We start from the raw sequence: 15,050 nt of genomic DNA, 5'->3' as shown, positions 1-15,050 counted from the left end.
ATGAGCAAAAGCTCATGTGAATATAAAAAATTTGAAGTTATAAAAATGGTATTTTAGTATCATGGTATTTTCAAAACATGTTAAACTGTGATTAATGAGGAGAGAGGCATATGAAAAAAAGTGAAAAGATTGCAATAGACGTTATCACAACTTCAGATATGCATAGTTATTTTCTTAACGGGGATTACAGTTCAAATATTTATAGAGCTGGTACTTATGTTAAAGCGATAAGAGAAGAAAGCGACCATGTTATCCTATTAGATAGTGGTGGTAGTTTAGCAGGCTCTTTAGCAGCATTCTATTATGCTGTAGTTGCACCATATAAACGTCATCCAATGATAAAACTGATGAATGCAATGCAATATGATGCAAGTGGTATTAGTCCCAATGAGTTTAAATTTGGTTTGTCATTCTTTTCAAGAGCAGTATCGCTATCTAGATTTCCATGGTTATCGGCAAATATTGAATATAAGCGTACACGTGAGCCTTATTTTTCTACACCATATACCATTAAAGAAATTGAAGGTGTGAAAATTGCTATAGTAGGTTTGACCTCTGATGGATTAATGGAAAGAGAACACTTTGAAATGGAAAAAGATGTTCAAATTGAAAAGACTTTATTATCTTCTAAACGTTGGATTCGTTTTATACATGAAACAGAGAAACCAGAATTTCTTATAGTAATTTATCACGGTGGTCTCAATCAGTTAAATAAGTCAGCAAATGAACATGAACAAAACGTAAATGAAGCGGAAAAATTAATGCAGACATTAGGAGTTATAGATTTATTAATTACCGGGCATCAACATCAAACGTTTATAGGCCAAAATGATAAAACTGTTTATGTTCAAGCAGGACAAAATGCCGAACAGTTAATTCATGTGAAAATTGATTTTAAAAAACGTACTACTTCATATGAATTAGAAGATATTCAATCTCAGATTATTGATTTGAACGAATATCATGAAGATAAGGATTTATTAGATTTGACTTTTTATGACAGGAAAACGGTCGAACATTGGAGTAAGGAAATTTTAACTACCACAGATATTGATGCTAAAGTTGAAGGATTGGCGGATGTTATCACTAAACCGCATAAGTTTACACAGCTCTTACATGATAGTATACGATTAGCATTTGATTACGATATTTCATGTATACACTTACCTATAAGTGGAGAAGAAGGTTTGTCAGGGACTATAACGAATGAGGAACTATATAATGCACATCCTCATCCTGATATACCAATTGATTTAACGATAAAGGGTCAACAAATTAAAGATATTTTAGAATATTGTTATGGTCATATTGAGTTTAGCCAAGGTGAGCTTAGTTTAACTATTGTAGATGAAACCCTTTGTACGTTCTGGCAAGGTGTAGACTACATTATAGATATGAATGCGGAGCCGTTTAACCGCGTTACACTTAAAAATATTAGATTAGATCATATGTATCGTGTAAGTATGACAGATTACTGTTATAGAAATTATAGACAATATTTAGAAGATGCTGTGATTCATGAAACTGGTGAAATCACAATGGTCGAATTAATTTCGCGTAATTTAAAAAATCAAGACTATCAAATTCAGCAAAAACAAACATTTGAGGTTATAATATAAAAAGCTGGGAGATTCATTTTATAATGAGTCTCCCAGCTTTTTAAGGTTTATGCGTTAAATATTAATAAGATTACCACAGCAACAATTTGTGCAATAACTGTTGTGGCAATTCGACGTGTATAAAAATAACTTAATGAAAGTACGATTTGTATAACAAATACAAAGAACACAATCCATAAATTATCTAGGTAGTAAAATAAAGAAGCTGAACAAAATGCTGTAATTATAATACCTAACCAACTAGGTAAATTTAATTTAAGTAATTCTTTTTGTAATACGGTACGCATATATAATTCGTGACAAGGTATTACAAAAACTAATGTAACTAACATTTGCCATTTATAATACACACCAGTACGTGTTAGCTCTTTGATTAATTCAGCATATTTAATATCGGTAGCTATAGCTGCGATAATAAGCTGAATAATGATTAACACAATACCTGTAATAATACCTATACCTAAAGACGTCAGTAGTCGTTTAGACTCTATATCTCTTTGGTAAAAAACATAACTAACACCTGCGATTAGCATGATACCGGTATATAGATACCAATATTCTTGTTTTTCACCCCACATAACATATAAGATCAAATGAAATGCAAGAAAACTGACGATAAACCATATTAATGCCTTAGAAAGTCTATTCATTTTAACTATCCTTCTTGTTCAACGATTGTATACCGTTTATGATTAATGACAGTCTTTTCAGGCAAGTCTAGTTCTTCGAAGTTCTCCATAATTGTTAAATCAACAATTACTGAGTTGTCATTAATTTTTTCTACTCGACCTTTTAAGCCGTCATAAAATTCTACGATATTTCCAACTTCTGCAACAGTCATTTTTAGTCCTCCCTAGAAATGCTAACTAGATAGTATTATACAAAAAATCCTCGTACAAATAAACAAATAACCATTAAATTGCTTGATATAAGACAATTTATAAATTTTACTTTATTCTCAAAGTGAATGATTGGCAATTTTTGTGAAAATATAGCATAAATAAGGTAAGGGTATATAATATGGAAAAGGAGTGTAGTAAATGAAGTTTATTAGTAACAATAATATTACGGATCCAACGCTTAATTTAGCAATGGAGGAGTATGTATTAAAAAACATGCCAAAAGATGATAGTTATTTTTTATTTTATATAAATAGACCATCCATCATAATTGGGAAAAATCAAAATACTATTGAAGAAGTGAACCAATCATATATTGATGAACAAGGTATTGATGTTGTAAGACGTATATCTGGCGGGGGCGCAGTCTACCATGATACAGGGAATTTAAACTTTAGTTTTGTTACAGATGATGATGGTAATAGTTTCCATAATTTCCAAAAATTTACTGAACCAATTGTTGAAGCATTAAAATCGCTTGGGGTTGATGCAAACTTAAGCGGAAGGAACGATATTCAAGTTGGTGAAGCTAAAATATCAGGAAATGCTATGGTAAAAGTAAAAGATCGCATGTTTAGCCATGGTACTTTAATGTTGAATAGTGAACTTGATGAAGTTCAGAATGCTTTAAAAGTGAACCCAGCAAAAATTAAATCTAAAGGTATTAAATCTGTAAGAAGTAGAGTTGCGAATATTTCTGAATTCTTAGATGAGCCTATAGATATAAATAAATTTAAAGAAATAATTCTAAAAAGTATTTTTGGAGAAACTCAAGTAGAAGAATATAAACTTACGGATGAAGATTGGGAAAAAATAGAAAAGTTAAGCAATGAAAAATATCGTACTTGGGAATGGAATTATGGTAGAAATCCTAAATATAATTTTGAAAGAGAAGAAAAATTTGAAAAAGGTTTTGTGCAGATTAAATTAGATGTTAAGAAAGGACGCATAGAACACGCGAAAATTTTCGGTGATTTCTTCGGTGAAGGAGATATTACGGAATTAGAAAATGCATTAGAAGGTACAATGCATGAATTTGATAGTATTGAAGAGGCACTTTCAAATTATGACATTTATCATTATTTTGGAGATATCGATAGACATGAATTGATTAGACTCATGTCATAAAAATTTAAATATAGATTATTTTTAAAATGTAAAAGGTCTATTCGCTAACTTAATTGATAAGTAGGGAATAGACCTTATTTTAAATAACAAGCTTTTAAATTAACCAACGAGGAATTCCTCCAAGTTTCTATATTCTTCCGTATAACGTTTGAAATCATTCTCGTTTTTATTTTTAAGCGCATTATCGATAAGTTGTTCTAACTGTTGCTTGCGGACATTACGTAAAGATTCGTCGATGATTAATTCAATACCTAAGTCGTTAATTGTTGATACAAATGATTCTAATGTATTGTATTTTACATGTGTATTGTGTTTCATAAACGCCACAACCTCTCTATCTTTATTTACATATAGTATACAAGGTTTTAATTTTTAAATCAATGAATATTCTGACTTTTCCGAAAAAATTAATGCTAATTGCAAGTTTACTGAAAATGAAAAATTGAAAAAGGTGATATACTAAAATTTAATTGTAGAAAATTTATAAAAATATTTATATTATTTATTGATTTTAAGATGTTGATGATATATTATTTGAGTATCACCAAAAGTTATAAAGGAGGTAACAACTATGATTCAACCGTACATTATTAAAAAAGGTGATATGGTTTTACAACCATGTAATTTAGCTACTGGACAATATGAAGGTAGTTACTTGCTTAGGTATAAAGCTGACAGTCAAATTATTAAAGAACGTGTGTCTAAAATCATCGACCGTTCTTGTAGATTTTATGGTAGCAGTTATGTATTTAAAAAGGAAGATACTATACGTATTACCGGTATAAGTAGTAAACCACCTATTCTATTCACTCCATTATTTCCCACGTATTTCTTTCCCACACACTCTGATCGTAAAGCAGATAATACTTGGATCAATATCCATTACGTACATCATATTAGACCGTTAAAAGAAAAGAAATGTAAAGTTACTTTTGTAGATAATCAAAGTATTGTAGCTAATATTTCTGCTCATAGTATGCATCACCAATATTTAAATGGCATATATTATTATTACATGATGGATAGGGCGGCTAGAGTTGCTACATTTGATCCTGATTCGCCTATTGATTATACAAAACCACAATTAAATATATATGAAGCATTGGCAAAATATTCGTTATTTGAAGCGAAATAGTGAAAATTAGTGAATAAAAAATGTAAAAAAGGTATATGTGGAATATTATATTAATTTAGTGTAAATATTCCGCATATTTTTTTTACATACCTCTTGAAAAATTAAAGATAGTTGATATAATAGTATTTGTGCTTGATTAAAGGTATTAATTATTCCACAGTAGCTCAGTGGTAGAGCTATCGGCTGTTAACCGATCGGTCGTAGGTTCGAGTCCTACCTGTGGAGCCATTGGAAACGTACTCAAGTTGGCTGAAGAGGCGCCCCTGCTAAGGGTGTAGGTCGTGAAAGCGGCGCGAGGGTTCGAATCCCTCCGTTTCCGTAAGAAAAGAACTCCCGTTAAATTAACGTAAATGAATCGTTAGTTTAACGGGAGTTTTTTGTTTCGATGAAGTGACTGCATTATTTGTTGAAAAGTTAAGGGAATATACTAATATGAGTGTGATCATATTAGTGATATAGTGTATATGGTGGTCCCCCTTAACCACCTCAAAGTATCTTTTCACAGCCATCCTTCGGGATGGTTTTTTTATTTCAAAGGTATTATCATGCCTATTAATATATTGAGTGGTGCGTGAGATTTAAATGCTGAAAGTAATTATTATTAAGATTAAGATTGATAGTTAGTGTGATAGTATTAAATGGTCATTAAAATTTGATAATAGTAGGGTGCTTTTTATTTGAAAATAAGGAAATTCCCTAATTTGGTTTGTATAATTAATGTGATAATCTGTAGCAAGTGGACTTCAGACATCTACATATATCCGTTAAGTGAGATATTATATTACGGTATTATTACTGTGATATTATAAAAAGAAACAAACCATAAGCTAGAAATGTAGCTTTTGGTTTGTTTCTTTTTATGATTTTTAAAGTTGTATTAGATAGTATGATAACATGATTTGATTATCTAGATTGGTTCTTGATTAATATGATCTCAATTAATTTAGTATAATGCACTATAATACCTTTTGATAAATGCTATATCATGTTTTTTATTTAGTGGTTCATTTTATAGTGATATGATTTTTATTTTTTACTAATTAGATTTCTAATTGCTCTGACAATATAGCCTACAGCTAATGCTCTAAATACGCGTTGAATTATGTTTTTCATTTTAAACCTCCTAAGTTACAATTCAAATTTTAATTTGGATTATACTTTCTTTACCCTTTTCTTAATGAAATATAGATGTTTTTGGAAATTTATAAATTATTTTCTACAATGCGCATTATTTTTCAAAAGTAATTAAACCATCTTCGTCGGCCTTATGAAAGAAAATAGTAATCACTCCACTTATTATTGCAATAATATATGGAATGCCCGTCCAGAAGAAAATGAGATGGATAATACCTTGTAAAAGTTGGTTAGAGTAAAACTTATGAATTCCGCACCAGCCTAATATGAATGCGAGTACAACATAGATTACTTTGTTTACTTTCATGTCTCTTATATCCTTTCGTATTAAAGTGATTATTATAATTATCTCTTAAATCGAGATTTACAACAATAAAAAACTATTGATTCCATAAAAATTGGTGTTTAGTATCGTGATTACTTCGAATTTTTTAGTTGATTCATATATAATAGAATTAAAGAATTTATGGATAAGGGGAGCAATAATGATGATTAGAAAAGCAAAGCCAAGTGATACACCGAAAATTGCTGAACTATGTTATATCATTTGGAGTGAACTTGATATACAAATGGTTAAAGATATAGATAAGTCACGACTGCTTAAAATTATGGAACAAAGTATGATTGATGTACCTTATAGAGGTCATTATAGTAACACGTGGGTCTATGAAATAGAAGGTGAGGTAGCTGGTTGCTTAATCGCATATCCTGGTGATAAAGAAATTGCACTTGAACAGGCTTGGTTAGATTTAGATCTAGATGATGATATCCGCTCATACGGCACACCTATGCCTATGAAAGAAGCAAATGATGATGAATGGTATATTGAAACTGTTGCGACTTTTCCTCAATATCGTGGTCGAGGTGTAGCAACACAGTTAGTACAGCATGTTACAGCGTCATACAGTGACGAAAAGTGGAGTTTAAATTGTGATGTTCATAATGATGGGGCGCTTTACGTTTATAAAAAACTAGGCTTTCAAATTGAGAGTGAATTTGACTTATATGGACATATGCATTATCACATGATTTTACCAATTAGCGATGGTAATGAATAAAAAATCGACCTTCATTTAATGAAGGCCGATAATAAACTTTGTAGTGATAGCTAATGTTAACATAAAACGTACTTTATTAAATTCCACCTAATATTGCACTGATATAAATACCTAGCGCATATAATAAACCAAAGAACGTATTAGTTTTACCAGTTGCTGCCATGGCAGGCATCATTGTTTGTGGTGTGTCATTTTTCTTGAACCTACGTACTGCTTTAATAGGCATAGGGAATGATAACAATGCTAATAAGAAAAAGATTGAACCACCAGGTTGGAAGAAAGTGATATATATAATTAATGCATAAGCGACAATATACATTAATGCTAAGAAACGAATAGAATTATTTTTACCAAGTAAGATAGGGAGCGTTTTACGGCCACTTTCTTTATCTTTAACGCGGTCACGGATATTGTTCGCCATATTAATTAACCCGATAGTAATAACGATTGGGATGCTTATCCAAACAACTAAACTTTGTAAATTTCCAGTTTGAATGAAAAAAGAAATTAAAATGATGATCATACCCATGAATATGCCTGAAAATAATTCACCAAAAGGAGTCCATGATATTGGGAATGGACCGCCAGTATATAAATATCCAACAGCCATACATACAAGACCAATAGGTAATAACCAAAATGAACTTTGAATGGCAATAAATATACCTAATATTGCAGCTATGATATAAAATACAATGGCTAAGTTCAAGACTAACTTAGGACTCATACCATTTCTAACGATTGCGCCACCAATACCTACAGAAGTGTGATCGTCGAGCCCTTTCTTAAAATCATAATATTCATTAAACATATTTGTTGCTGCTTGAATTAACAAACATGCGATTAACATTGCTAGAAAAAGATTAAGATTTAGTTTGTTTTCACTACCAAGGATAAAGATTTTTGAAGTAGCAGTACCGACAAGTACAGGCACCACTGCAGCAGTTAAAGTATGTGGTCGCATTAACTGCCAGTATTTTTTGACAGTAGAATATTGTTGATATTGAGATGCCATAATGATTTACCTCGTATTCTTTTAATTTATAATATTTTTTATCAAATATATTTTAATGGAAGAACTTAGAAAGGTCAAATAACGTAAAAATGTATGAATGAAATAAGCTAGAAACCATACACACATTGTGAAAAGTGGTACAATATTATAATGAGTACAAACTGATAAATGAAAGAAGTGAAATAGATGACTTTTGACGTCAAGGAAAGTGAAATTGTCGAAGCGGTATACGAAAGTAATCATACTTGGGTCTCTGTAGAAGCAAAATTGAATTATGAATTAGATCCTACATTATTATTTCATATAACGGAAGATTGTGCGGGAGACCGTTTTTATTTTAAGAAAAATGACAACGAAACTTCATTCTTTGGCTATCATGCTATTACAAGATTTAAAAATGATTTTGAAAATAAACAATCTATTTTTCGTGAATGGGAAAAATATAAAAATGACATTGAATTAATTCATCCAAATTCTGACAAACATCATTTGAAAATATGTGGAGGCTTCCAATTCTCAACACATAAATCTGGTGATGAATGGCGTGAATTTGGTATTAATCATTTTATCTTGCCTGAAGTATTAGTAACAATGGAGCAAGGATGTACCTATATAACTTATACAGTGAAATCAGATCAATTTAAAATTAGTACGTTTTTATCGATTATAGATAAATTAACGCAAACTAATGTGTATCCTGACTTTGAGATTGGGGATATTAAGCGCATCGAAGACATATATAAAGATGAATGGCGTGATTTAGTCAAAGACACGATTGACATATTAGATGAAAATAAAAAAATTGTGTTAGCGAGAAAACGTTTAATAATCTTTGATAAACAGATTAAAATACCTTATATTTTGAATAAAGCTTCTCAAGGAGAACATAATAGTTATTTATTTATTTTAGAATCACAAGATAGTATTTTCTTTTCGCAAACACCAGAACAATTAATGGAGATAAATAATGAAATACTATCTACAAAAGCTGTGGCAGGTACGATAAAGCGAACACATGAAGCTGAAGTAGACAATGAAAATATTCAAGCTTTTTTAAATGATGAAAAGAACTTAAATGAGCATCGATTCGTTGTTGAAAGTATATTGAATGATATATCACCTTATGTAGAAGATGTGGCTTATAATCAAGAACCTCAGATATTAACTAATGACCATCTATATCATTTGTATACAAAAATTAAAGGTCAATTGAAATATGAATCTTATATAGGCTTATTAGATAACCTGCACCCAACACCAGCACTAGGTGGTTATCCTAAATTTGAAGCATTAGAATATATTGAACAAAATGAATTTGGCACACGCGGACTTTATGGCGCACCTGTAGGCTATATTGATATGTATGACAACTGTGAGTTTATCGTGGCTATTCGTTCGATGTTGATTAAGAAAAATCAAGCCACATTATTTGCAGGCTGTGGTATTGTAAGTGATTCTGATGCAGATAGTGAAGTAGAAGAAACTGCAGTTAAATTTAACCCTATGATGAAAGCTTTAGGAGTCGAGGAATATGAATAATCATACAGATGCGTTAACGAAACAAGTATTTACTTTTGTTTCAGAATTATATGCTTATGGCATAAGAGAAGTAGTAATAAGCCCGGGATCACGTTCTACACCGTTAGCAATTGCAGTTGAGGCACACCCTAAATTAAAATCTTGGATTCATCCAGATGAAAGAAGTGCTGCGTTTTTTGCTATGGGTTTAATGAAAGGAAGCGAGCGGCCAGTTGCCATTTTGTGTACGTCAGGTAGTGCTGCTGCAAACTATGCGCCTGCTGTTTCAGAGAGTAGTTTGAGCCATTTACCTTTAGTAGTACTTACAAGTGACCGCCCGCATGAACTTAGAAATATTGGCGCGCCTCAAGCAATCAACCAAACGAATATGTTTCAAAATTATGTGCAATATCAATTTGATTTTCCAATAGTTGATACGGATGAAGCGGAAGATTTCATGATGAATACTGTTAGATTCCAGCTTCAAAAAGCAAGTCAATTTTTATATGGACCGCATCGTGGCCCAATTCATTTGAACTTACCATTTAGAGAGCCATTAACTCCAAACATTGAAAAGGTTGAATGGTTAACATCAGATATGAAAATATTGCCGCATTATCAAAAAACAACTAGTTTGAATGAAATCAGTTCGATTATTAAAAAGAGTAAAGGTTTGATTATTGTTGGAGATATGCAACATCAGGATATTGATCAAGTACTAACTTTTTCAACGATACATGATATGCCAATACTAGCTGATCCATTGAGTCAACTAAGACGTGAACGTCATCCCAATGTTGTGACGAGCTATGACTTACTGTTTAGAGCAGGTTTACAATTAGATATTGATTTTATTATTAGGGTTGGTAAACCAGTTGTTTCTAAAAAATTAAATCAATGGTTAAAAGAAACAGAAGCATTTCAAATTTTAATTCAAAATAATGATAGACCAGATGCATTTCCAATTACACCACATGTATCCTATGAGATGTCAGCCAATGATTTCTTTAGACAATTGTCAGAGACACCAATTGTTGAGCGTAAGCGTTGGTTAGAGAAGTGGCAGACATTAGAGAAACATGCGATTGTTGAGATTAAAGATTATGTAAGAACGGCAACAGATGAAGCTGCATATGTCGCGAATGTTTTAGATAAATTAACAACTTCTGATGCCTTGTTTGTGAGTAATAGTATGCCAATCCGTGATGTTGATAATCTGTTTATCGATTGCGATGCAGAAGTATTTGCAAACCGTGGTACGAACGGTATTGACGGTGTAATATCTACAGCATTAGGTATGGCAGTTCATAAGAAAGTAACACTATTAATAGGCGATTTAGCGTTTTATCATGACATGAACGGTTTATTAATGTCTAAATTAAATGATATTAATTTAAATATTATTCTACTCAATAATGATGGTGGTGGGATTTTTTCATATTTACCTCAAAAGGAATCGGCAGAAGATTATTTTGAGCGTCTGTTTGGTACACCAACAGGACTTAATTTTGAACATACAGCTTTGCTATATGATTTTGCATTTGATAGATATGAATCAATCGAAGCGTTTAAATATGCTGATTTATCTAAATTTGGCGCTCATATATATGAAATAATCACGCAACGTGAAGAAAATAAGCAACAGCATCTAAAACTCTATAAAAAGTTGAGTGATATTGTTAATGTTAAACTATAAATTTTATCAAGCGAAATGTGATACAGATGAATTATTGGTTATGTTACATGGATTCATAAGTGATCAACAAGCATTTAGTAAACATGTATGTGTCTTACAAGAAAAATTGAATATTTTAACTGTAGATTTACCTGGCCATGGACAAGATGGCTCAGATACAAATCAAACTTGGGATTTTCCATTTATTACCAACCAGTTAGATGAGTTATTAAAGTCATTCCAAAGTTATCAATTGTTTTTACACGGTTATTCAATGGGTGGTAGAATAGCGTTATACTATGTCATTGAAGGAGAAATCACCTTATCAGGATTGATTTTAGAAAGCACATCTCCAGGAATTGAAGAGTTGGAAGACCGTAATGAAAGGCAACTGGTTGATCAAGCTAGAGCGAAAGTGCTAGAAATTGCAGGTTTAGAAATTTTTGTAAATGATTGGGAAAAGTTACCGCTTTTCTATACACAGCATGAATTAGATAAATCCATTAAAAAAGAAATACGTGATATGCGATTACGTCAAAATCCATTACGTTTAGCGAAGGCATTGCGTGATTACGGTACTGGACAAATGCCTAATTTATGGCCAAAGTTAAAGCAAATTAAAGTACCGACTTGCATAATCGTAGGCGTTTTAGATGGTAAATTTTGTAAGATTGCTAAACAAATGGAAACTATGATTCACAACACGGAGTTAAATGAAATAGAACGAAGTGGTCATACAGTACATGTGGAAGAATTTGCAGAATTTGATAGAATAGTATTAGGTTTTATTCATAAGGAGGAGCAAAATGACTAGACAGTGGGAAACAATTAAAGAATATAAAGAAATTAAATATGAAATATATGATGGTATTGCAAAAGTGACGATTAATCGTCCTGAGGTTCGTAACGCATTTACACCAAATACAGTACAAGAAATGATAGATGCATTCACAAGAGCACGTGATGACCAACGTGTTTCTGTTATTATCCTAACTGGTGAAGGGGATAAAGCATTTTGTTCAGGAGGAGATCAAAAAGTACGTGGCCACGGTGGTTACGTAGGTGACGATCAAATTCCTCGTTTAAATGTATTAGACTTACAAAGACTTATTCGTGTGATTCCGAAACCTGTCGTTGCAATGGTGAGAGGTTATTCAATCGGCGGTGGGCACGTGCTTAGTGTCGTTTGTGACTTAACAATCGCAGCAGACAATGCAATCTTTGGTCAAACTGGACCTAAAGTTGGATCATTTGATGCTGGGTACGGTTCAGGGTATTTAGCTCGTATCGTAGGACACAAAAAAGCTCGTGAAATTTGGTACTTATGTCGCCAATATGACGCTCAACAAGCTTTAGACATGGGCTTAGTAAATACAGTCGTTCCATTAGATCAAGTCGAAGATGAAACAGTTCAATGGTGCCAAGAAATGAAACAACATTCACCAACGGCTTTAAGATTCTTGAAAGCAGCTATGAATGCAGACACTGATGGTTTAGCTGGATTACAACAAATGGCTGGTGACGCTACTTTACTTTACTATACAACAGATGAAGCAAAAGAAGGCAGAGATGCATTTAAAGAAAAACGTGATCCAGATTTTGATCAATTCCCTAAATTCCCATAGAATTTGAATGAAGAGCAATACTAAAAATAAATAAGCATTATCGATTAACTAGGTGGAGCTGTGTCTCACCTAGTTTTTTTATATCTATAATGTTGAAAACATAAAATGATAAATATTATTATATATTGTGATTTGAGTTAAAAATTTATTTACTATTTAAATTATCAACGTAATATGATGAGACATACAAATATTATAAATCAAGTAATATAAAATTAATTTAACACTAATATATAGTGAGAAACTTTTAATGTGAAAACTTTTTTACATTTAATTATTGTATTTGACTAAAATTAAAACGTGGATTAATATTATAATTGAGAAGGGATGAGAAGAAAACATGACAACTGATATATATGATCAAATGAGAAAAGAAATGTGTTACTTGTTTTATATTACAAGTAAAGAAGTTGCAAACAGGTTTAATAAGTATTTAAAACGATATGATATAAGTTTCCCTAACTATATTGTTTTGCTGTATATTGAAAATGAAACCCCAATTTACATAAAAACATTATGTGATGAATTATACTTAGATTCAGGAACAATCAGTCCAATCATTAAAAGGCTAGAGAAAAAAGAATTGATTCGTCGTCTTAGAACAGAAGATGATGAAAGAAGAGTGAAAGTAATGTTAACTACAAAGGGTATAAAATTAAAAGAAGAATTTTCGAAAATTTCGGAAGAAGTGATTCAGCAATTTGACATGGAAGAGGAAGATTCATTAGCATATTATCAGATATTGAAAACGTTTGCTGAGAAAAATATTTATGCTAAAAGTGAGAATAAGAAATCTTAAAATAAAAATTATAATTTAATAAGCACAATAAAGTAAACTAATCGCTATATTGATTAAAAATTAAAACACCAACATCAATGTTGAAGTTAAGCTATACCACATGCGTATAATTATTAATAGAAACGTCAAAGGGGCATATTTCAAACTCACATTTAGTTGGTGATTTTTATTATGATTTATAATTTAGAGTAAGATATTGTTCTAGTCTTCTCATAGCTTCTTTTAATGCATCAAGTTCATATGCATAAGAAATACGTACGTGTCCTTTACCAATATCGGTAAACGCAGAACCAGGAACAATGGCAACATGTGCATTTTCTAAAACATCTACACAAAAGTCAAAGTCATTGTCTGTAAAACGCTTAATACTAGGAAAAATATAAAATGCACCCTCAGGTTTAGCATCTAGTTCAAATCCCATTGATTCTAACTTATTTATTAAAAAGTCACGTCGTTCAATATATGCTTCATTCATGTATTGCGGTGCTTCTAAACCCTCATTTAAAGCTGCAATACATGCAATTTGAGCAGGAACGTTGGCACAGATACAATTATAAGCATGCATAAAAGTTAATTTTTCAATTAAATACTCTGGCCCAATCAAAAATCCAATGCGTATGCCAGTTGCAGAATGTGATTTGCTTAACCCTCCAACAAGTAATAATTGATCGCGAATTATTTCAAATTCAGCAAAAGAAGTATGCTTTCCAGTAAAAGTATTTTCAGCATAGATTTCGTCACTAATAATAAAAATCTCTTTATCTTTTAATTTATTAGCAATAGCTTGTACTTCATTATAAGACAATATCACACCGGTTGGATTAGTAGGATAATTTAATAGTATTGCTTTGGTATTTTGGGTTATATGTTTTTCCAGTGCTTCAGGTGTTACTTTGTACTCAGAAATTGTCGTATCAATATAAACTGGAATACCGCCAAGTGTCTTGATAAGTGGTATGTAGCCAGCATATACTGGTCCAGGTACTAATATTTCATCTCCTTCATCTATGATACTTCTTAAAGCAGTATCTAAGGCTTCGCTAGCACCATTAGTGATAATGATTTCTTCTGAACTATATGTAAAGCCATAGCGTTGTTCAAAATATTGGCTCACAGCATTCCTTGTTTCAATTAATCCTTTGTTATGTGAATAACTCGTTTGATCTTCTTTAATCGCATTTATGTACGCATCTTTTACTTCTTTAGGCATAGGAAAGTCTGGCTGACCTATCGTTAAGTTAATGCAATCTTCAATCCCTTTAATGCGATTTGAAAATTGGCGGATGCTAGGTGCTGATAAATGTTTTGAATTGTTATTTAATGAAAGTTGCATTATATTTTCACCTCAAAATTAAAAATACCGAATTGTATTTAAATATGTATAGATTGATTGGAAGTACTTCAATATTTATCATAACATATTTAAAATCAATACAATTCGGTTT

15 protein-coding genes and 2 tRNA genes are annotated in these 15,050 nt (G+C 31.5%); 11 read left to right on the top strand and 6 right to left on the bottom strand.

Translation table 11 applies throughout. From position 1 onward, the window contains the following. Positions 1-110 precede the first annotated feature (110 nt). Positions 111-1,619: a bifunctional UDP-sugar hydrolase/5'-nucleotidase gene (locus tag LG295_RS09745; protein WP_107531515.1), complete on the top strand. Its 1,509-nt coding sequence runs from the start codon at positions 111-113 to the stop codon at positions 1,617-1,619. 47 nt (positions 1,620-1,666) lie between these two features. On the opposite strand, the gene LG295_RS09740 is transcribed toward LG295_RS09745, so the two are convergent. Then, a complete protein-coding gene (locus tag LG295_RS09740) occupies positions 1,667-2,269 on the bottom strand; it encodes a type II CAAX prenyl endopeptidase Rce1 family protein (protein ID WP_107531516.1) in 603 nt (200 codons plus the stop codon). Positions 2,270-2,274: 5 nt separating this feature from the next. Continuing rightward, positions 2,275-2,460: a DUF2187 family protein gene (locus LG295_RS09735; protein ID WP_002483735.1), complete on the bottom strand. Its 186-nt coding sequence runs from the start codon at positions 2,458-2,460 to the stop codon at positions 2,275-2,277. A gap of 199 nt (positions 2,461-2,659) precedes the next feature. On the opposite strand from LG295_RS09735, the gene LG295_RS09730 reads away from it, so the two are divergent. Continuing rightward, positions 2,660-3,646, top strand: coding sequence for a lipoate--protein ligase (locus LG295_RS09730; RefSeq protein WP_107558605.1), 987 nt, complete (start codon positions 2,660-2,662; stop codon positions 3,644-3,646). Positions 3,647-3,745: 99 nt separating this feature from the next. Here LG295_RS09730 and LG295_RS09725 read toward each other — a convergent pair whose 3' ends face one another. Continuing rightward, positions 3,746-3,964 carry an IDEAL domain-containing protein gene (locus LG295_RS09725; protein ID WP_017722274.1) on the bottom strand — a complete coding sequence of 73 codons (219 nt, stop codon included), beginning with the start codon at positions 3,962-3,964 and terminating at the stop codon, positions 3,746-3,748. A 253-nt stretch (positions 3,965-4,217) separates the two neighbouring features. Here LG295_RS09725 and LG295_RS09720 point away from each other — a divergent pair, with 253 nt between their 5' ends. The 3 genes from LG295_RS09720 to LG295_RS09710 all read left to right on the top strand — a co-directional run bounded on the left by LG295_RS09720 (position 4,218) and on the right by LG295_RS09710 (position 5,100). Next, positions 4,218-4,781 carry a competence protein ComK gene (locus LG295_RS09720; protein WP_107531518.1) on the top strand — a complete coding sequence of 188 codons (564 nt, stop codon included), beginning with the start codon at positions 4,218-4,220 and terminating at the stop codon, positions 4,779-4,781. 153 nt (positions 4,782-4,934) lie between these two features. Further along, positions 4,935-5,009: transfer RNA gene (locus tag LG295_RS09715), tRNA-Asn, on the top strand. Between the two features lie 2 nt (positions 5,010-5,011). Beyond that, positions 5,012-5,100 (top strand) — tRNA-Ser (locus LG295_RS09710). Positions 5,101-6,009: 909 nt separating this feature from the next. On the opposite strand, the gene LG295_RS09705 is transcribed toward LG295_RS09710, so the two are convergent. After that, on the bottom strand, positions 6,010-6,222 hold the full coding sequence (locus LG295_RS09705; RefSeq protein WP_107531531.1) for a TM2 domain-containing protein: 213 nt from the start codon (positions 6,220-6,222) through the stop codon (positions 6,010-6,012). Between the two features lie 181 nt (positions 6,223-6,403). Between LG295_RS09705 and LG295_RS09700 the strand changes: the two genes are divergently transcribed. Further along, on the top strand, positions 6,404-6,973 hold the full coding sequence (locus tag LG295_RS09700) for a GNAT family N-acetyltransferase (RefSeq protein WP_107558666.1): 570 nt from the start codon (positions 6,404-6,406) through the stop codon (positions 6,971-6,973). 76 nt (positions 6,974-7,049) lie between these two features. Here the strand turns inward: LG295_RS09700 and LG295_RS09695 are convergent, their stop codons facing one another. Further along, positions 7,050-7,988: a 1,4-dihydroxy-2-naphthoate polyprenyltransferase gene (locus LG295_RS09695; RefSeq protein WP_325999604.1), complete on the bottom strand. Its 939-nt coding sequence runs from the start codon at positions 7,986-7,988 to the stop codon at positions 7,050-7,052. A gap of 186 nt (positions 7,989-8,174) precedes the next feature. Between LG295_RS09695 and LG295_RS09690 the strand changes: the two genes are divergently transcribed. From LG295_RS09690 to LG295_RS09670, 5 genes are all read left to right on the top strand, one after another. After that, positions 8,175-9,527: an isochorismate synthase gene (locus LG295_RS09690; RefSeq protein ID WP_325999605.1), complete on the top strand. Its 1,353-nt coding sequence runs from the start codon at positions 8,175-8,177 to the stop codon at positions 9,525-9,527. Further along, positions 9,520-11,202 carry a 2-succinyl-5-enolpyruvyl-6-hydroxy-3-cyclohexene-1-carboxylic-acid synthase gene (gene menD, locus LG295_RS09685; protein WP_318832992.1) on the top strand — a complete coding sequence of 561 codons (1,683 nt, stop codon included), beginning with the start codon at positions 9,520-9,522 and terminating at the stop codon, positions 11,200-11,202. Before LG295_RS09690 ends, menD begins: the two co-directional genes overlap by 8 nt. Continuing rightward, the gene (gene menH / locus LG295_RS09680; RefSeq protein ID WP_325999607.1) at positions 11,189-11,995 is read left to right on the top strand and encodes a 2-succinyl-6-hydroxy-2,4-cyclohexadiene-1-carboxylate synthase; all 807 of its coding nucleotides are present in this window, start codon (positions 11,189-11,191) and stop codon (positions 11,993-11,995) included. Before menD ends, menH begins: the two co-directional genes overlap by 14 nt. Next, positions 11,988-12,806, top strand: coding sequence for a 1,4-dihydroxy-2-naphthoyl-CoA synthase (menB, locus tag LG295_RS09675; RefSeq protein WP_029379114.1), 819 nt, complete (start codon positions 11,988-11,990; stop codon positions 12,804-12,806). The genes menH and menB overlap by 8 nt, the downstream gene beginning before the upstream one ends. A 340-nt stretch (positions 12,807-13,146) precedes the next feature. Further along, positions 13,147-13,605, top strand: coding sequence for a MarR family winged helix-turn-helix transcriptional regulator (locus LG295_RS09670; RefSeq protein ID WP_107558665.1), 459 nt, complete (start codon positions 13,147-13,149; stop codon positions 13,603-13,605). A 169-nt stretch (positions 13,606-13,774) separates the two neighbouring features. Here LG295_RS09670 and LG295_RS09665 read toward each other — a convergent pair whose 3' ends face one another. Further along, complete coding sequence (locus LG295_RS09665) at positions 13,775-14,938, bottom strand: aminotransferase class I/II-fold pyridoxal phosphate-dependent enzyme (protein WP_107531537.1); 1,164 nt, start codon at positions 14,936-14,938, stop codon at positions 13,775-13,777. Between the last annotated feature and the right edge of the window lie 112 nt (positions 14,939-15,050).

Source organism: Staphylococcus pseudoxylosus (assembly GCF_044794325.1).
GTDB classification, from domain to species: Bacteria; Bacillota; Bacilli; order Staphylococcales; family Staphylococcaceae; genus Staphylococcus; species Staphylococcus pseudoxylosus.
The sequence above is the reverse complement of the archived record's forward strand: the minus strand, read 5'-3'. Positions and strand labels throughout refer to the sequence as shown.